At 62.9% G+C, this 18587-nt stretch carries 20 protein-coding genes; 14 read left to right on the plus strand and 6 right to left on the minus strand.

The genetic code is table 11. The features are described 5' to 3' along the window. Positions 1-228 precede the first annotated feature (228 nt). The 11 genes from mdh to lpdA all read left to right on the plus strand — a co-directional run bounded on the left by mdh (position 229) and on the right by lpdA (position 11888). Positions 229-1191, plus strand: a complete 963-nt coding sequence (gene mdh / locus ACH196_RS17650) for a malate dehydrogenase (protein ID WP_396648224.1) — start codon at positions 229-231, stop codon at positions 1189-1191. Positions 1192-1221: 30 nt separating this feature from the next. Further along, the gene (gene sucC, locus ACH196_RS17655; protein WP_396648225.1) at positions 1222-2415 is read left to right on the plus strand and encodes an ADP-forming succinate--CoA ligase subunit beta; all 1194 of its coding nucleotides are present in this window, start codon (positions 1222-1224) and stop codon (positions 2413-2415) included. A gap of 13 nt (positions 2416-2428) precedes the next feature. Then, the gene (locus ACH196_RS17660) at positions 2429-2833 is read left to right on the plus strand and encodes a hypothetical protein (RefSeq protein WP_396648226.1); all 405 of its coding nucleotides are present in this window, start codon (positions 2429-2431) and stop codon (positions 2831-2833) included. Beyond that, positions 2833-3204, plus strand: a complete 372-nt coding sequence (locus tag ACH196_RS17665) for a cupin domain-containing protein (RefSeq protein ID WP_396648227.1) — start codon at positions 2833-2835, stop codon at positions 3202-3204. The genes ACH196_RS17660 and ACH196_RS17665 overlap by 1 nt, the downstream gene beginning before the upstream one ends. An 8-nt stretch (positions 3205-3212) precedes the next feature. Next, positions 3213-4109 (plus strand): succinate--CoA ligase subunit alpha, encoded by an 897-nt coding sequence (gene sucD, locus ACH196_RS17670; protein ID WP_396648228.1) that lies wholly within the window; start codon positions 3213-3215, stop codon positions 4107-4109. A 136-nt stretch (positions 4110-4245) separates the two neighbouring features. Then, the gene (locus ACH196_RS17675) at positions 4246-7239 is read left to right on the plus strand and encodes a 2-oxoglutarate dehydrogenase E1 component (RefSeq protein ID WP_396648229.1); all 2994 of its coding nucleotides are present in this window, start codon (positions 4246-4248) and stop codon (positions 7237-7239) included. Between the two features lie 30 nt (positions 7240-7269). Then, the gene (gene odhB, locus ACH196_RS17680; protein ID WP_396648230.1) at positions 7270-8586 is read left to right on the plus strand and encodes a 2-oxoglutarate dehydrogenase complex dihydrolipoyllysine-residue succinyltransferase; all 1317 of its coding nucleotides are present in this window, start codon (positions 7270-7272) and stop codon (positions 8584-8586) included. Positions 8587-8887: 301 nt separating this feature from the next. Beyond that, a complete protein-coding gene (locus ACH196_RS17685; RefSeq protein ID WP_396648231.1) occupies positions 8888-9292 on the plus strand; it encodes an MAPEG family protein in 405 nt (134 codons plus the stop codon). Positions 9293-9460: 168 nt separating this feature from the next. After that, a complete protein-coding gene (locus ACH196_RS17690) occupies positions 9461-9883 on the plus strand; it encodes a VOC family protein (RefSeq protein ID WP_396648232.1) in 423 nt (140 codons plus the stop codon). Between the two features lie 35 nt (positions 9884-9918). Continuing rightward, positions 9919-10401, plus strand: a complete 483-nt coding sequence (locus tag ACH196_RS17695) for a hypothetical protein (RefSeq protein ID WP_396648233.1) — start codon at positions 9919-9921, stop codon at positions 10399-10401. Between the two features lie 80 nt (positions 10402-10481). After that, complete coding sequence (lpdA, locus tag ACH196_RS17700; RefSeq protein ID WP_396648234.1) at positions 10482-11888, plus strand: dihydrolipoyl dehydrogenase; 1407 nt, start codon at positions 10482-10484, stop codon at positions 11886-11888. 49 nt (positions 11889-11937) lie between these two features. Here the strand turns inward: lpdA and ACH196_RS17705 are convergent, their stop codons facing one another. From ACH196_RS17705 to ACH196_RS17725, 5 genes are all read right to left on the minus strand, one after another. Then, the gene (locus ACH196_RS17705; RefSeq protein ID WP_396648235.1) at positions 11938-12348 is read right to left on the minus strand and encodes a hypothetical protein; all 411 of its coding nucleotides are present in this window, start codon (positions 12346-12348) and stop codon (positions 11938-11940) included. A 157-nt stretch (positions 12349-12505) separates the two neighbouring features. Further along, the gene (locus tag ACH196_RS17710; protein ID WP_396648236.1) at positions 12506-13015 is read right to left on the minus strand and encodes a hypothetical protein; all 510 of its coding nucleotides are present in this window, start codon (positions 13013-13015) and stop codon (positions 12506-12508) included. Positions 13016-13252: 237 nt separating this feature from the next. Continuing rightward, positions 13253-13453 carry a hypothetical protein gene (locus tag ACH196_RS17715; protein WP_396648237.1) on the minus strand — a complete coding sequence of 67 codons (201 nt, stop codon included), beginning with the start codon at positions 13451-13453 and terminating at the stop codon, positions 13253-13255. A gap of 91 nt (positions 13454-13544) precedes the next feature. After that, complete coding sequence (locus ACH196_RS17720) at positions 13545-14606, minus strand: TraB/GumN family protein (RefSeq protein ID WP_396648238.1); 1062 nt, start codon at positions 14604-14606, stop codon at positions 13545-13547. 68 nt (positions 14607-14674) lie between these two features. Further along, a complete protein-coding gene (locus ACH196_RS17725) occupies positions 14675-15613 on the minus strand; it encodes a tyrosine recombinase XerC (protein WP_396648239.1) in 939 nt (312 codons plus the stop codon). A 143-nt stretch (positions 15614-15756) separates the two neighbouring features. Here ACH196_RS17725 and rimM point away from each other — a divergent pair, with 143 nt between their 5' ends. Next, a complete protein-coding gene (gene rimM / locus ACH196_RS17730) occupies positions 15757-16344 on the plus strand; it encodes a ribosome maturation factor RimM (RefSeq protein WP_396648311.1) in 588 nt (195 codons plus the stop codon). After that, a complete protein-coding gene (gene trmD / locus ACH196_RS17735) occupies positions 16341-17042 on the plus strand; it encodes a tRNA (guanosine(37)-N1)-methyltransferase TrmD (RefSeq protein ID WP_396648240.1) in 702 nt (233 codons plus the stop codon). The genes rimM and trmD overlap by 4 nt, the downstream gene beginning before the upstream one ends. On the opposite strand, the gene ACH196_RS17740 is transcribed toward trmD, so the two are convergent. Continuing rightward, positions 17024-17776: a sulfite exporter TauE/SafE family protein gene (locus ACH196_RS17740; protein ID WP_396648241.1), complete on the minus strand. Its 753-nt coding sequence runs from the start codon at positions 17774-17776 to the stop codon at positions 17024-17026. The genes trmD and ACH196_RS17740 overlap by 19 nt on opposite strands. 287 nt (positions 17777-18063) lie before the next feature. Here ACH196_RS17740 and rplS point away from each other — a divergent pair, with 287 nt between their 5' ends. Next, entirely contained in the window at positions 18064-18546 is a 483-nt protein-coding gene (rplS, locus tag ACH196_RS17745; RefSeq protein WP_396648242.1) for a 50S ribosomal protein L19, read from the plus strand. Positions 18547-18587 lie beyond the last annotated feature (41 nt).

Raw genomic sequence — 18587 nt, forward strand, 5'->3', positions numbered from 1 at the left:
GGATGATGGTCCGAATGGCAGGTTCTACATACGGCATTACATTTGCATTTTGACGTTTACGTAAACACCAATCAATCTAACCGATTGAAACTATTGAGCCAAAAATAATCGGTTGAAAATGACAGCCGTCAGGTCTATTGCAGCGGCGATGTCCCGGGCTTTCTCCAGGCCCGTCTCCAACTTCTAGCGCGCTCTCCGCGACAGTTCAAAGACAGGGATTCCTTCCGAATGGCACGTAGCAAGATAGCCCTCATCGGCTCCGGAATGATCGGCGGCACGCTCGCCCATCTGATCGGGCTCAAGGAACTGGGCGACGTCGTCCTTTTCGACATCGCCGAAGGCATCCCGCAGGGCAAGGGCCTTGATATCGCCGAATCCACGCCGGTCGAGGGGGTCGACGCCCGTTATGTCGGCGTCAACGACTATGCCGGCATCGAGGGCGCCGACGTCTGCATCGTCACTGCCGGCGTGCCGCGCAAGCCCGGCATGAGCCGCGACGACCTGCTCGGCATCAACCTCAAGGTCATGGAGCAGGTGGGCGCCGGTATCGCCAAATATGCGCCGAACGCCTTCGTCATCTGCATCACCAACCCGCTCGACGCCATGGTGTGGGCGCTGCAGAAATTCTCGGGCCTGCCCAAGAGCCACGTGATCGGCATGGCCGGCGTGCTGGACTCGGCCCGCTTCCGCTATTTCCTGGCCGAGGAATTCAAGGTCTCGGTCGAGGACGTGCATGCCATGACGCTGGGCGGCCATGGCGACGACATGGTGCCGCTGACCCGCTATTCCAACGTGGCCGGCGTGCCGCTGCCCGACCTCGTCAAGATGGGCTGGACCACGCAAGAGAAGTTGGACGCCATCGTCGAGCGCACCCGCAAGGGTGGCGGCGAGATTGTCGGCCTGCTCAAGACCGGCTCGGCCTATTACGCGCCGGCGGCGTCGGCGGTCGCCATGGCCGAGAGCTATCTGAAAGACAAGAAGCGCGTGCTGCCCTGCGCCGCCTATCTCGACGGCCAGTATGGCGTGAAGGACATGTATGTCGGCGTACCAGTGGTGATTGGTGCAGGTGGCGCAGAACGCATTGTCGAGATCGCCTTCGATGACGCCGAGAAGTCGATGTTCGAGAAGTCGGTGGCGGCGGTGAAGGGGCTTTGCGACGCCTGCGTCACCATCGCGCCCAGCCTGAAGTAACCGAGCCCGCAAGCAAGCGAGAGGCCAGCCATGAACATCCACGAATACCAGGGCAAGCAGCTTCTGAAGAGTTTTGGCCTGCCGGTTGCCGACGGGGTCGCGATCCTCAAGGCCAGCGAGGCTGAGGCAGCGGCGAAGGCCCTGCCCGGCCCGCTCTATGTGGTGAAGAGCCAGATCCATGCCGGCGGGCGCGGCAAGGGAAAATTCAAGGAATTGTCGCCTGACGCCAAGGGCGGTGTGCGGCTGGCGAAGTCGGTGGCCGACGTGGTGACCAACGTCAACGAGATGCTCGGCCACACGCTGGTGACCAAGCAGACCGGCCCTGCCGGCAAGCAGGTCAACCGTCTCTACATCGAGGACGGCGCCGACATCGATCGCGAGCTTTATCTGTCGCTGCTGGTCGACCGCTCGGTCGGCAAGATCGCCTTCGTCGTCTCGACCGAAGGCGGCATGGATATCGAGGGCGTAGCCCACGACACGCCGGAAAAAATCATCACGCTGGCGATCGATCCTGACGAGGGCGTGACCGCCGATGACGTGAAGAAGATCAATGCCGCCTACGGGCTCGACGGCGACGCGGCGAAGGATGGCGAGACGGTTTTCCCAACGCTCTACAACGCCTTCGTCGAGAAGGACATGAGCCTGCTCGAGGTCAACCCGCTGATCGTCATGAAGAACGGCCGGCTGCGCGTGCTCGACGCAAAAGTGTCGTTCGACAACAACGCGCTCTTCCGTCATCCGGAGGTCGTCGAACTGCGCGACACCACCGAGGAGGACGAGAAGGAGATCGAGGCGTCGAAATACGACCTCGCCTATGTCGCGCTCGACGGCAATATCGGCTGCATGGTCAACGGCGCCGGACTGGCGATGGCCACCATGGACATCATCAAGCTTTACGGCGCCGAGCCGGCCAACTTCCTCGACGTCGGCGGCGGCGCTAGCAAGGAAAAGGTCACGGCGGCCTTCAAGATCATCACAAAAGACCCAGCGGTGAAGGGCATCCTGATCAACATTTTTGGCGGCATCATGAAGTGCGACATCATCGCCGAGGGTGTGATCGCCGCGGTCAAGGAAGTCGGGCTGAAAGTGCCGCTGGTGGTGCGGCTGGAAGGCACCAATGCCGAGCTCGGCAAGAAGATCATCAACGAGAGCGGCCTCAACGTGACCTCGGCGGACGATCTCGACGACGCGGCCAAGAAGATCGTGGCGGCGGTCAAGGGCTGAAGGAGCCGGCCAAGTGGGTGGCTTCCCGATACATTGGGAGCAAGAGGTTCCGAGCCTTGATTGGATTATTGGAGAATGCCCATTTTCTGACGCCGAAATCGAAGAATACCTTAAATCTTGTCACTATCATTGGCATTTGAGCGCACCGCCGATGAGCTACAAGGTAGGTGAAATCGTCGCAGAAAGGACAGAAGACAGTCGCCACTTCTGGCTTCGCACTGCGTCCAGCGAGGCCGGAGAGAAGTGGTATGTCGTGATTGGAACCGGCAAGAGCCCATTCAACGAAGCGATGAAAATGAGACGCTGGATGTACGCCGAAGAAAACACTCTGGAATTCGCTCCGGATGCTTTTCTTGAGCATGCGATCGGCGACCAACGAAAAGCGGATGCTCATTTTAGGGACCGGAGGTCTGCATAGTGCCGCCACGCAAGATCAACCTCGTCGCAGCAGCCGATCAGAAGATCGAAAGAGTCTTCGATCCGCATATTGCCGGCGACGTGAACGACAGCCAGGCCAAGGTGGCAAAATTCGGCAAGAGTTTCGACTGGCATGCGCATGAGAAAGAAGACGAGGCATTCCTGGTGCTACGCGGGAAAATAGCCATCGATTTTCGCGACGGGCCGGTGGAACTCGGCGAGGGCGACTTCATCGTCGTGCCGCGCGGCGTCGAGCACCGGCCGCGCTCGCTGACCGAGGAGCCGGTGGTGCTGATGTTCGAACCGGCGACGACCTTGAATACCGGAAATGCCAAGAGCGACCTGACGGTCACCGAATTGAAGCGGCTTTAGGAGACTCGATGTCCATCCTGATCGACAAGAACACAAAAATCCTGGTGCAGGGCCTGACCGGCAACACTGGTTCGTTCCACACCGAGCAGGCGCTAGCCTATCACGGCACGAAAATGGTTGGCGGCATCAACCCCAAGAAGGGTGGCACCTACTGGGACGGCAGCGTTTCGCTGCCGATCTATGCCACGGTCGCCGAGGGCAAGGAGAAGACCGGCGCCAACGCCTCGGTCGTCTATGTGCCGCCGGCGGGCGCAGCTGCGGCGATCATCGAGGCAATCGAGGCTGAAATTCTGCTGATCGTCTGCATCACCGAGGGCATTCCGGTGATGGACATGGTCAAGGTCAAGGCGAAACTCGACAAGTCGAAGTCGCGGCTGATCGGGCCGAATTGCCCCGGCATCGTCACGCCGGACGAATGCAAGATCGGCATCATGCCCGGCAACATCTTCCGCAAGGGTTCGGTGGGCGTTGTCTCGCGCTCGGGAACGCTTACCTATGAGGCTGTGTTTCAGACCACGAATGAAGGCCTTGGCCAGTCGACGGCCGTCGGCATCGGCGGCGATCCGGTGAAAGGCACGGAGTTCATCGACATCCTCGAAATGTTCCTGGCCGACGACGAGACGAAATCGATCATCATGATCGGCGAGATCGGCGGCTCGGCCGAAGAGGACGCAGCGCAGTTCCTCAAGGACGAGGCGAAGCGCGGCCGCAAGAAACCAATGGCGGGTTTCATCGCCGGCCGCACCGCCCCTCCCGGCCGCACCATGGGCCATGCCGGCGCGGTGATCTCTGGCGGCAAAGGCGGCGCCGAGGACAAGATCGCAGCAATGGAATCGGCCGGCATCAAGGTTTCGCCTTCGCCGGCAAGGCTGGGCAAGACGCTGGTGGAAGCGATTAAGAGTTGAGAGAGCGAATAGCGAATAGGGAGTAGCGAATAGGGACGAAAGCGAAACGGGCACGGCACCCATCTTCCCCTATTCGCTATTCGCTACTCCCTATTCGCTCGTAAAAGGAGACGGAGCCAAAACTCCGAAAAGGCAGATGGCACGACAAGATCAGGCCAACGACCAATTCTCGGTCACTTCGTTCCTCTATGGCGGCAACGCCGATTATATCGAGCAGTTGCAGGCGTCCTACGAGGACGACCCGCAATCGGTGGCGCCGGAATGGCGCGACTTCTTCGGCGCGCTGAAGGACGACGCCGGCGACGTCCGCAAGAACGCCAAGGGCGCATCTTGGGCCAAGGCAAGCTGGCCAATCGCCGCCAATGGCGAACTGGTCTCGGCGCTCGACGGCAATTGGGGCGTGATCGAAAAGGTCATCGAGAAGAAGGTCAAGGACAAGGCTGTCGCCAACGGTCACATGATGACCGACGACGAGGTGCATCAGGCGACGCGCGATTCGGTGCGCGCCATCATGATGATCCGCGCCTACCGCATGCGCGGCCATCTGCACGCCGATCTCGATCCGCTGCACCTCGCCAAGCCGATCGAGGACTACAACGAGCTGTCGCCGACTTCCTATGGTTTCACAGAGGCGGATTACGACCGAAAAATCTTCCTCGACAACGTCTTGGGGCTGGAATCCGCGACCATCCGGCAGATGCTGGAGATCCTGACGCGCACCTACTGCTCGACGCTCGGCGTCGAGTTCATGCACATATCGGACCCCGAGGAGAAGGCCTGGATCCAGGCGCGCATCGAGGGCGCCGACAAGGAAATCAGCTTCACCAAGGAGGGCAAGAAGGCCATCCTGCAGAAGCTGATCGAAGCCGAGGGTTTTGAGCAGTTCATCGACGTCAAGTACAAGGGCACCAAACGCTTCGGCCTCGACGGCGGCGAGTCGCTGATCCCGGCGCTGGAACAGATCATCAAGCGTGGCGGCTCGCTGGGCATGAAGGAGATCGTGCTCGGCATGGCGCATCGCGGCCGCCTCAATGTGCTGACCAACGTCATGGCCAAGCCGCACCGCGCGGTCTTCCACGAATTCAAGGGCGGCTCCTACGCGCCTGACGACGTCGAGGGCTCGGGCGACGTGAAGTACCACCTTGGCGCCTCGTCGGACCGCGAGTTCGACGGCAACAAGGTGCATCTGTCGCTGACCGCCAATCCCTCACATCTGGAGATCGTCGATCCCGTCGTGATGGGCAAGGCGCGCGCCAAGCAGGACCAGCTCTACGGCCGTACCCGCGAGGAGATCGTGCCGCTCGAGGAGCGTGCAAAAGTGCTGCCGCTGCTGCTGCATGGCGATGCGGCGTTTGCCGGCCAGGGCGTCATCGCCGAGTGCCTCGGCCTGTCCGGACTGAAGGGGCACCGGGTCGCCGGCACGCTGCATTTCATCATCAACAACCAGATCGGCTTCACCACCAATCCGCGCTTCTCGCGCTCGTCGCCCTACCCGTCTGATGTGGCCAAGATGATCGAGGCGCCGATTTTCCACGTCAACGGCGACGACCCGGAGGCGGTGGTCTACGCGGCCAAGGTCGCGACCGAATTCCGCATGCGGTTCCAGAAGCCGGTGGTGGTGGACATGTTCTGCTACCGCCGTTTCGGCCACAATGAGGGTGACGAACCGGCCTTCACCCAGCCGATCATGTACCGCACCATCCGCGGCCACAAGACGACGCTGCAGATCTATGGCGACAAGCTGATCGCCGGGGGCCTGATCACCCAGGCCGACTTCGACAAGATGAAGGCCGACTGGCGCGCCAAGCTGGAAGTCGAATTCGAATCTGGCCAGGCCTATAAGCCGAACAAGGCCGACTGGCTGGACGGCGCCTGGTCGGGTCTGCGCACCGCCGACAGCCAGGACGAGCTGCGCCGCGGCAAGACCGCCGTGCCGCTGAAGACGCTGAAGGAGATCGGTCGCAAGCTGACCGAGACGCCAAAGGATTTCGAGGCTCACAAGACGATCTCGCGCTTCCTCGAGACGCGCCGCAAGATGATCGATTCCGGCGAAGGCATCGACTGGTCGACCGCCGAGGCGCTGGCTTTCGGCGCGATCCTGCTCGACGGCAACCCGATCCGGCTGTCCGGCCAGGATTCGGAACGCGGCACCTTCTCGCAGCGCCATTCGGTTCTCTACGACCAGCGCGACGAGACCCGCTATATCCCTCTGAACAACCTCTCGCCGGCGCAGGCTGGCTACGAGGTCATCAACTCCATGCTGTCGGAAGAGGCCGTTCTCGGATTTGAATACGGCTATTCGCTCGCCGAGCCGAAGGCGCTGACTTTGTGGGAGGCGCAGTTCGGCGACTTCGCCAATGGCGCGCAGGTGGTGTTCGACCAGTTCATCTCGTCTGGCGAGCGCAAGTGGCTGCGCATGTCGGGCCTCGTCTGCCTGCTGCCGCATGGCTACGAGGGCCAGGGACCGGAACATTCCTCCGCCAGGCTGGAGCGTTTCCTCCAGCTTTGCGCTGAGGACAACATGCAGGTCGCCAACATCACGACGCCGTCCAACTATTTTCACATCCTGCGCCGCCAGCTCAAGCGCGACTTCCGCAAGCCGCTGATCCTGATGACGCCAAAATCGCTGCTGCGCCACAAGCGGGCGGTGTCGACGCTGTCGGAAATGTCGGGCGAAAGTGCCTTCCACCGCCTGCTGTGGGACGACGCGCAGTCGCAGGGGGCCGGCGCCGATCTGGTGCGGCTGGTGAAGGATTCGAAGATCCGCCGCGTCGTCATGTGCTCGGGCAAGGTCTACTACGACCTGCTGGAGGAGCGCGAGAAGCGCGGCATCAACGACGTCTACCTGCTGCGCGTCGAACAGCTCTACCCGTTCCCGGCCAAGGCGCTGATCAACGAGCTTTCGCGCTTCCGCGGCGCGGAGATGGTGTGGTGCCAGGAGGAGCCGAAGAACATGGGCGCCTGGGCTTTCATCGATCCCTATCTGGAATGGGTGCTTGCGCATATCGACGCAAAGCACCAGCGCGTGCGCTATACCGGGCGGCCCGCATCCGCCTCGCCGGCGACCGGCATGATGTCGAAGCATCTGGCGCAGTTGCAGGCTTTCCTCGACGACGCCCTCGGCGAATAGAACCCAAAGGCACCAACGGGCAGGAACCAAATGGCCAGCGAAATCCGCGTTCCCACTCTCGGCGAATCCGTCTCCGAAGCGACGATCGGCAAGTGGTTCAAGAAGATCGGCGATGCCGTCAATGCCGACGAGCCTTTGCTTGAGCTGGAAACCGACAAGGTGACCATCGAAGTGCCGTCGCCCGCCGCCGGCACGCTTTCGGAAATCGCCGCCAAGGATGGCGAGACGGTTGGCGTCGGCGCGCTGCTGGGTTCGATCTCAGACGGCGCGGGCGCGAAGCCTACTGCCAAGGCCGAGGAACCCAAAGCCGCGCCCACCAAACCGGAGGCGGTGGCGCAGGCCGCTGGCGCGGCTGGAGCTTCGACGACCAAGGAAGCGGCGGCCAAGACCGCCGCGATTGCCGGCGAAGGGCCGGTCGAGAAACGTGACATGCCGCCGGCGCCGTCGGCCGCAAAACTTCTCGCTGAGAATAATCTGTCGGCCGATCAGGTTGCTGGTTCCGGCAAACGCGGCCAGGTGCTGAAGGGCGACGTGCTGGAAGCCATCGCCAAGGGCGCACCATCGCAGCCGGTGGAAACGCCCAAGGTGCCGACCGCACCGGTTTCCATCCCTGCCGCTGCCCGCGCGCCGTCTTCGCCCGCCGACGAAGGCCGCGAGGAGCGCGTGCGCATGACAAAACTGCGCCAGACCATCGCGCGGCGGCTGAAGGAAGCGCAATCGACTGCCGCCATGCTCACCACCTTCAACGAGGTGGATATGAAGGCGGTGATGGACCTTCGCACCAAATACAAGGACGTGTTCGAGAAGAAGCACGGCGTGAAGCTGGGCTTCATGGGCTTCTTCACCAAGGCGGTGACGCATGCGCTGAAGGAAATCCCGGCGGTCAACGCCGAGATCGACGGCACCGACATCATCTACAAGAACTTTGCCCATGTCGGCGTCGCCGTCGGCACCGAAAAAGGCCTCGTCGTGCCGGTGGTGCGCGACGCCGACAAGATGTCGATCGCCGAGATCGAGAAGGAGATCGGCCGGCTCGGCCTGGCGGCGCGCGACGGAAAACTCACGGTCGCCGATATGCAGGGCGGCACCTTCACCATCTCCAACGGCGGCGTCTACGGCTCGCTGATGTCGACGCCGATCCTAAACGCGCCGCAGTCCGGAATTCTCGGCATGCACAAGATCCAGGACCGGCCGGTGGTGGTCGGCGGCCAGATCGTCATCCGCCCGATGATGTATCTGGCGCTCTCCTACGACCACCGCATCGTCGACGGCAAGGAGGCGGTGACCTTCCTGGTGCGGGTCAAGGAAAGCCTGGAGGACCCGGAACGGCTGGTGCTGGATTTGTGATCACCGGACTGGCACGGGGTCTGTTTACACGCTGGGTCGTGACCTTGCTTGTCACGTCCGCGCTTTGCGCAGGTGGAGCGTTCGTGACGGCCTTGATTGGAACCCATCACCTTTCGATTTTTGGTGACAGTTCGGACTGGAGTTTTCTGGGCCGCCTTGTCTACTGGACAATGGGTTTGGACTTGCAGCGCTAAGCACTTTCGCGCTGGCGGTCGCGCTTATGTACACTTTGATAAAAGGCCGGCATTCCGCAAACGAGAGTTCCGGAATTCTACGCGAAAGCAGCTAGGGGGATGTGAGCATGGAAGCTGCGGCAGCCTCGACCGAAATCACGGTTCTCACTTGGAGCGTCGTGCTGCTTCTCGTGCAGGTGATGGCCCAGGCTTTCGCCACCTATGATCTCGGTCCAAAATACCTATTCAGCCCACGGGACGAGGGCCGCGTCTCGCGGAGCATCGTCGCCGGCCGGCTCGGGCGGGCCTTGCGCAACCTGCTGGAGACCTATCCGGCCTTCGTCGCGCTCGCGCTGGTGCTCGTCATCACCGGCAAGGCGGGCGGTCTCGGAGCGACGGGCGCCTGGATCTGGCTTATCGCACGTGTCGTCTACGTCGTCGTCTATGCGGCTGGAATCCCGGTGGTCAGGACGCTGGTGTGGCTGGTGTCGATCGTCGGCCTGCTGTTGATGCTGGCCAGGCTGGTTTTTTGACCCTACCCAGCGGCGCGGCTGGAAGCGCCCGAATATCGGCTCGGAACGAAAAGCCATACTGGGACTGGACCGGCCCGCACTTCACACTGTGTCTTCCGTTTCGGAATGCGTCGGCTACATTCGACAGGAGGAGCATTTGACGCTCCGGGTCTTGCCAGAAGGGTGCCGATGGCTTTCGAACCCCCGCCGATCCAGGTGCATCTCTGCGTCAAGGGTGGGCAGCAGGCGATCTCCTGGTACGAAAAGGCGTTCGGCGCGGTCGAGACTTTTCAGCAGATGGCCGAGGATGGCGAGCGTGTGCTGCACGCCAACCTTACGCTGTTCGGGTCTGAAATCATGTTGCACGACGAGTTTCCGGAATTGTCGCCCGACGTGCTGTCGCCGCCGTCGCGTGGGGGCGCGGCGATGACGATCAACGTCAACCTCGCCTACCCCCTAGATGTTGACCGCGCGATAAAACGTGCAGTTGCCGCGGGCGCCGAGGTGACCATGCCGGTCGGCGACCAGTTCTGGGGCGCGCGCTACGGCAAGATCCGCGATCCGTTTGGTCATGTCTGGGCCTTCAACGCGCCACTGGTGAAGGCGGGATGAGGCCGGGTTGGATTTTCGCAGGATGGGTATCGCGTATGGCACGTTTCGCTGTCGCGTGTGGCATCGCGACAATTCCTTCGCTTGCCCTCGCCGCCTGCCCGCTCGAGCTTTCCACCTATCGCGATGTCGAGGACGCCGGCTCGCTTGAATTCCGTCCGACCGGCGGCAACGCCACCGTGACCAACACCTTCCGGCTGCTGATCGACGATGTCGTGCTCGACGGCATCGTCATGTGGAGCGACGGCGTCGGCCGGCCGAACGGGATGTTAAGCTACAAATGCCCGGTAGGAGATGTGACGGGTCCGGAACTGGAAGCCTGCACCGTGTGGCAGGGTGTCATCTACTCGTCGGACGCTTCGGGCATGATCGGCCTGTTGCCCGCCGAGGGGCAGGATGCGCCGCAAAAGCTGGTGTTCTCCGACCTGGAACATTCTCTTCGCCTCTCGCCGGCCCCCGCTGTCGCGAACCTTGCAAAACTTCCATGGGACGTTTTCGCGCTAAGCGGTTGCCAGGAGTGACATCGTCGGTGAAAGAAGGGCATTCGACATTATATGTTTGACGCCGGGCGTCCGGCGACCGCGCGATAGGGAAACAACAAATGGCTTATGACGTCGTCATCATCGGAAGCGGCCCAGGGGGTTATGTCTGCGCCATCAAGGCGGCGCAGCTCGGGCTGAAGGTCGCGGTGGTCGAGAAGCGGGCCACCTATGGCGGCACCTGCCTGAACATCGGCTGCATTCCCTCCAAGGCGCTGCTGCATGCCTCCGAGATGTTCGCCGAAGCCGATCATGGGCTGGAGGGGCTCGGCGTCGAGGTCGGCAAGCCGAAGCTGAACCTGAAGAAGATGATGGAGCACAAGGACACGACTGTCGCCGCCAATGTCAACGGCGTCGCCTTCCTGTTCAAGAAGAACAAGATCGACGGCATTCGCGGCACCGGCAAGATCATTTCCACCGGCAAGGTTCTGGTGACCGCCGAGGACGGCGGCACGCAGGAGCTTGAAACCAAGGCGATCGTGATTGCCACCGGATCGGATGTCGCCGGCATACCGGGCGTCAAGGTCGATATCGACGAGAAGGTGATCGTGTCGTCCACCGGCGCGCTCGACTTGGCAAAGGTGCCGGGCCATCTCATCGTGGTCGGCGGCGGCGTCATCGGACTGGAACTCGGCTCGGTCTGGGGCCGGCTCGGCTCGAAGGTCACGGTGATCGAATATCTCGACACGATCCTCGGCGGCATGGACGGCGAAGTCGCAAAGCAGTTCGCCCGCATGCTGGCCAAGCAGGGTTTCGACATCCGCCTCGGCTCCAAGGTCACGGGCGTCGAAAAGACCAAGAAGGGCGCGAAAGTCACCTTCGAACCGGTGAAGGGCGGCGATGCCGAGACGATCGAGGCCGACGCCGTGCTGATCGCCACCGGGCGGCGCCCCTATACCGACAGCCTGGGCCTCGCCGATGCCGGCGTTGCAGTGGATGAGCGTGGCCGCGTCAAGACCGACGGACATTTCCAGACGAACGTTCAAGGCATCTACGCGATCGGCGACGCCATCGCCGGCCCGATGCTGGCGCACAAGGCCGAGGACGAAGGCGTCGCGGTCGCGGAAATCCTTGCCGGCCAGAAGGGCCATGTGAACTACGACGTGATCCCCAGCGTCGTCTATACCAGCCCGGAGATCGCCTCGGTCGGCAAGACCGAGGAGGAGCTGAAGAAGGCCGGCATCGACTACAAGATCGGCAAATTTCCCTTCACCGCCAACGGCCGCGCCCGCGCCATGCTGCACACCGACGGTTTTGTGAAGATTTTGGCCGACAAGGCGACTGACAAGGTGCTGGGCTGCCACATCGTCGGCTTCGGTGCCGGCGAACTGATCCAGGAGGCGACGGTGCTGATGGAGTTCGGCGGCTCGGCGGAAGACCTCGCCCGCACCTGCCACCCGCACCCGACCATGTCGGAGGCGATCAAGGAAGCGGCGCTTGCTGCCTGGTTCAAGCCGATCCATATTTGATGGCTTCGGAATGTCGCGTCTGACGGCATCTGCCGTCAGACATCCATCGCTAATACTGGCAAAGACCCGGTGATTCTGACAGCGGATGGACTTCCACATAGGCCCCGAGATTGTTCACGACCGGCTCCATGGTCGAGTAGATTTTGTAACGCCCGTCGCCGGAATGGACGAAGCAAAAATCCGCACCGTCTTCGAACATAACGTAGTTGTGGTTCACAATGGGAAGCTTGAACCAGCGCCCGATGAAGAAATAAGACTTAACGTATGAATCAAGGGCAAGCTTGCTCTCGCTGACGATCGTAACGCAGCCGAAATTGGAGTCGCACACCTCCCGGGGATCGTAAAATTTATCGGTCGCAAAGCCTATTCCATACCTCAGGGCAGGAGGGCCGAGAAACCAAACTGCCGCCGCGATGAGGAGCATCGATAGATATCCGAGGACAGACGTGCGCGAGATCATCTAAGTTTCCGTCTCGTCATGAAGGACACGCGACGCGGCCCCTCCTGACAGGTTTGCCATCGTTCATAGCTCACACTGAGGCGGGTTTGTGTAGATCTTCCTCAAACGAAACGGCCCGCCGAAGCGGGCCGTCCGTCTTTGAGATGAAGCCTTCAGATCACTGGGCGGGAGCCGGGGCCGGCTGCGCGGGTGCAGGCTGAGCCGGGGCAGGAGCCGGTTCGGCCGGAGCGGTCGCATTCGGAGCCGCCGGAGCGGTGGCGTCCGGAGCAGGCGCTGCGGGAGCGGTTGCATCCGGGGCAGGCGTGGCAGGGGCTGCTGCGTCAGGTGCCGGCTGGGCAGGCGTCGCCGGTGCGGTAGCGGCAGGAGCCGAAGCATCCGGAGCCGGCGCCGCAGGCTCAGTGGCGGCGGGTTGATCAGGCGTCGCCGGAGTATTCGTGGTGCCCGGCGCGAAGACGAAATAGGCGATCACAGCGAGAACCAGCACCACTGCTGCGATCAATACACCGCTGCCGCTTCTGCGTTCCTGGACGACGGTGCGGTTGTCGACGGAAGGATCCTGTGTATTCGCCGGGTTCAGACGAGGATCGAGAGGGTCGGCGCCGAGCGGCGGCACCGGATTGATCGGATCGTTGTAGCGTGGATCCGCCACGCGTTCAGGGTTGGCCATGACAGTCCTCCATCAGTTTCGATGGCTGGACAACGCACGACAACCGATTCGGTTTCACAACCCTTCGACGACACCTTCTGCGTCGCTGTCGAAGCCAATCTATGGAGCGGCCGAAACCCGCTATCTGGCGAATGCTTCAGCATATTTGGTGAAATGCCAGCGAAACAAAACATTTAGCGCATGACCGCGCGGCGATCATGCGCAAGAACCAATCGAAAGGCTTGAAAAACCCGAGTGCTATTCGGCCGTCGGTTCGGCCTGTTGCGGCGTCTGGACAGAGGCTTCCGGCACAATCACCGGTTCCGACTGAGGAACAGCGATGCTTGCCACCACCGTCTTGTCGAGCTCCGCCGCCTTGGCGGACCGCTGGAACTCGCAGGCATTGGCGCCGGACATGGCAAGGACGAGACCGGCCGCGATCAGCAGAAGTTTTGTCATCCGCATGGTCCTCTTGACTGTTGGCGACATACGGACGCTAACAAACGTATGAGCCGTCACCAAATCACGCTTTGCGTGAACGGAAAACGCCTTAACTCAGGTCGGCGCGCGACACCGTGTAGCCCGCCTTGCGGAGCAGTTCGACGAGACCTTCCGTCCCTGGCAGATGCATGGCGCCGACGGCGATGAAGGCGCTGCCGGCGTCAAGGATCGGCCCCGCCCGTTTGGCCATCGTGTGGTTGCGCGCGGTGATCATCGTCTTCTCGAACATCACGTCGTTCTCGCCGGAAGGCAGCACCGCGCGGAACAGCGGCCAGACCGTGCCGATCTTTCCTTGCGTGTAGAGAACCACCATCGTCTCGATGACGTCGTCCATGCGGTCGCCGATCTTCAGCGTATCGACCAGGCCCTGGACGTGAAGTTGCATCGGCAGCGAGGCCATCGCCTCAAGCTGCTCCACCGCCGTCTCCAGACCTTCCAGCTTCTTGCCTCCGGCGACCGCGTCCTGCGCCAGCTTGGCGTCGAGCACCGGCGCGCCGCCAGCCTTTCGCTGCAGTTCGCAGGCGGGCAGGGAGAGCATGGTGGTTATGACCCACGGCTTCATCCTGACGACGCTGGCGGGCGGGATGCCACGCGCCTCCAGCGCCTTGTTGACGAAATCGACCTCGCCGGCGGGCAGCAATGACACCAGTGTCGTCTGGTCGGTGAACATCATCAGGTCGGGCTTCTGCATGATCGAAGCCATCATCTTCCGCTGGTCCAGCACTTCGGTGGTCTCGATGACGACGGTGCCCGCTGCGTCGTAGGCCGCCTGCGCGGCCGGCGTCAGCGTGGTCACGCGCGGATCGGTGACATGCATGGTGCCGAACAGAAAGGACGGCGCGACGCCGGTCTTCTCGACCTTCCAGAGCAACCCTTCGCCGTTCTCGACCTTCGCGGCCTCGGCTTCAACCGCGGCGTATTTCGAAGGATCGCTCTGCTGAAGCTCAGCCAGCATGTCCTTGCCGGTACAGGCCACAGGCTCGGCCCGCGCGATATCCGTTGCCGCGAGCAACATCGCAACGAAGACAAGCAGGAACAAGATGTTAATGGCTGCGATGAGCCTGAGCAACGGCAGCGCGCCGCGGTCGGCAATGGCGATCATACGGTTCATGCCAGGAATCCTAACCGCCAAAAACGGCCAAACCGTTAAGCAGCACGTGAAAACACCGTCTATTGGCCTCACGCCCGCGGATGCGCGGCGTCATAGATTTCGAGCAGCCGCGCCGTGTCGACGCCGGTATAGACCTGGGTGGTCGACAGGCTTGCGTGGCCGAGCAGTTCCTGGATGACGCGGAGGTCGCCGCCCCGCCCGAGCAGATGGGTGGCGAAGGAATGGCGCAGCGCATGCGGAGTGGCGGTGTCCGGCAGGTTCAGCGCGCTGCGCATTTTCCGCATCGCCCGCTGCACGATCGCCGGATTGAGCGGCCCGCCGCGCGCTCCGCGGAACAGCAGCGCCTTCGGATCGAGATGATAGGGACAGAGTCGGCGATACTCCACCACCACCTGCAGGGCGACGGGCAGGACGGGCACCAGCCGTGTCTTGCCGCCCTTGCCGGTGACTCGCAGCACACTTTCGCCGGGCGCGGCCAGGGCGCTTGCCGGCAAGCCGAGCGCCTCGGAAATGCGCAGGCCGGACCCGTAGAGCAAAGTCAGCACGGCGGCGTCGCGCGCCGCAACCCACGGTTCCTCAGCGAGTTGCTCCTCTGCGGAGACGACGCGCCGTGCATCCGGGGCCGTGAGCGGCTTCGGCAAGGACTTTGGCTGTCTCGGCGCGCGCAGCGCGGCAGCACCTGCGGCATTGACCAGTCCCTTGCGCTCGAGGAAGCGCAGCATCGACCGCACCCCGGCGAGCCCGCGACCGAGAGTGCGGGCGCCAACGCCGTCCTTGCGCCGCGCCGCCAGATAGGCGCGCAAGTCGGCAGGCCGCAGATTGGCGATGTCGGTTATGCCCGGCGCACCGCCGCAATGGCCGGTGAGGAATTGCAGGAATTGGCGTGTGTCGCGCTCATAGGCGTCCATGGTCAAGGCGGATAGCCGGCGCTCCTTCGCCAGCATCTTCAGCCAGTTTTCGCGCGCGGCCTGAAGGTCGGGCTTGGCGGCGATGAGGAATTCCTGCATGTGTTCGATCCGGATGGTCGCGAAAATGCTTGCGCCGCCGAGGTTAGCAAGGCGTGAACGCGGCCGCGATTGAAACGCAAGGGCGGCAAGGATAGAGCATCCGGTCAGCAACCGGGAAAGCGATCGTGAAAAACCCCGTCCAGATGGCCGTGATCGGCGCCGCGCATGGAATACGCGGCGAGTTGCGGGTCAAGACCTTTACGGGCGACCCGCTGGCGCTCGGCGACTACGGACCGTTGCAATCCGCGGATGGCCGGTCCTTCGAGATTCTTGATATCAGGCCGGCTGGAAATGTCGTCGTCGTCCGCTTCAAGGGTATTGCTGACCGCAACGCCGCCGAGGCGCTCAACGGCACGGAGTTGTTCGTCGATCGCTCAGCGCTCCCGGACGATGTCGAGGACGGTGAATTCTATCATACCGATCTGGTCGGTCTGGCGGTCCGCGACGAGAGCGACACGGTGGTCGGGCGCGTGACCTCGGTGCAGAATTTCGGCGGAGGTGACATCCTCGAAATTGCACATACCGGGACCAAGGGTGTGCTGATCCCATTCACGCAGGCGGCAGTGCCGGTGGTCGATGTTGCAGGCGGTTTCGTCCGCATCGATACCGTGGCCGCCGGCCTGACCGACGAGGAACAGGACGGCCCGGTTTCGGACGAATCCGCCGGTCAGGGCAAACTCGATCTTGATCGCCGCCCGCCTGGGCCAAAAGATGCCGGAGGCAACCGGTGACGTTTCGCGCCAGTGTGCTGACGCTTTATCCCGAGATGTTCCCAGGACCGCTCGGTATTTCGCTCGCAGGGCGCGGCCTGATAGAAGGCGCCTGGACGCTGGAAACCATCCAGATCCGCGACTTCGCCACCGACCGGCACCGCAGCGTCGACGACACGCCGGCCGGTGGCGGCGCCGGCATGGTGATGCGCGCCGACGTGCTGGCGCGCGCCGTCGACCATGCATCGCCGCCGGGCGATCCCCGCCCGCGCCTGCTGATGAGCCCACGCGGGAAACCGCTGACGCAGGCGCGCGTGCGCGAGCTGGCCGCCGGGCCGGGCGCGGTTATCCTGTGCGGCCGCTTCGAGGGCGTCGACCAGCGCCTCATCGACCTGCGCGGGCTGGAGGAAGTTTCCGTCGGCGATTTCATCCTGTCGGGCGGCGAGCCGGCGGCGATCGTGCTGCTCGACGCGGTGGTGCGCCTGCTGCCGGGTGTGATGGGAAACGCGCTGTCGGGTGACGAGGAGAGTTTCGAGAACGGCTTGCTCGAACACCCGCACTACACGCGGCCGCAGGAATTCGAGGGCGTGCCGATCCCCGACGTGCTGAACTCCGGCCATCATGCAAAGATAGTCGCCTGGCGGCGCGAGCAGGCGGAAAAGCTGACGAGAGAGCGGCGGCCGGATCTGATTGCCGGCCTTCAGCCCGTCCAGAAATAATACCCCGCCAAAAACAGCCCTACGGCGATGACAAACCCACGCAGCAGCGGCTGCGGCACGCGCTTGGCCATCCACACGCCGGCATAGCCCCCAAGCGCAACCGCGGGGATCATGACGATCGCCTGCGGCCAGGCCACGACGCCGCCGGAGACGAAGACGACGATGGCGACCGCCGCTATCACGATCGACAGCATGTTCTTCAACGCATTCAGCCGGTGATAGTTCCCGGTCTGGGTGAGGCCGAGCGTAGCCAGCATCATCACGCCCATTCCGGCGCCGAAGAACCCCCCATACACGGCCGTCACGAACTGGATGACCGCGCCAGGCACCGAGCCAACCGCTGCCGGCTGGCCGGGTTTCGGTTTCGGCTTCAGCCACGGTCCCGCTGCGAAGACCGCGGTGGCGGCGATCAGCAGCCAGGGCACCAGCGCGCGAAAAGACGGATTGGAGAGCGCCAGCAGGATCAATGCGCCCGCCAGCGCGCCGACAGCCGAAATCAATGAAAGCATCAGCGCGCCGCGCCAGAACGTCTTGATGTCGCTCCAATAGGCAAGCGTCGACGTGATATAGCCGGGGAACTGGGTGATGGAGGAGGTAGCGTTGGCGGCGATCGGTGGAATGCCGGCGACCGACAGAGCCCCGAAAGTTAGGAACGTGCCGCCGCCCGCCACGGCATTGACCGCGCCGGAGACGAAGCCGGCAATGGCAAGAAGCAGGATATCGGCAAAATTCATGTCGGGCGGGCTGTCTGCGATCGGCGGGTTGAGAACCTGTACGGAACGTGTCGCGGCGGCGCAAGCGCCTGGTTCGCGCGAAAATCCGCCCTCCCGGGCGTGACAAGCGGAAAATTTTGGTGTATCGCCGCGCACGCAACCGGAAGGACGAACCGACCGGGCCCGTCATAAGAACGGTGAATTCGCCCCTGCTTCTCTTCGGGAGACGGCATAGCCGAGCGGCAAATGAGCTGCAAGGCAAGCGTTGGGCGCTCTGGCTGTCGAGAAGCAAGAAGAGGTATTTTGAGATGGACATCATCCGTCAGCTCGAGGCCGAACAGGCCGCCAAGATCGAAGCCAAACGCACGCTGCCCGAATTCCAGCCGGGCGATACGGTGCGCGTCCAGGTGCGCGTTACGGAAGGCACTCGCACCCGTCTGCAGGCCTATGAGGGCGTCGTCATCGCCCGCTCCGGTTCCGGCTTCCAGGAGAATTTCACCGTCCGCAAGATTTCCTACGGCGAAGGCGTCGAGCGCGTCTTCCCGGTCTACTCGCCGATGGTCGAGGGCGTCGAGATCGTCCGCCGCGGCAAGGTGCGCCGCGCAAAACTCTATTACCTGCGCGACCGCCGCGGCAAGTCGGCCCGCATTTCGGAAAACACCGGCGTGCGCGCCCGCAAGCTGAACGACGCCGAGCGTGAAGCACTCAACGCCGAGAAGGCCAAGCTGGAGGCCGAGAAGGTCGCCGCCGCCCAGGCGCTCGCCGCCGAGAAGAAGGCCGCCGCCGAGTAGGATTTGGCGAAATCACACGGAAAGGCGGCTTCGAGCCGCCT

The organism is Mesorhizobium sp. IMUNJ 23232 (assembly GCF_044326205.1).
Taxonomy (GTDB): Bacteria; Pseudomonadota; Alphaproteobacteria; order Rhizobiales; family Rhizobiaceae; genus Kumtagia.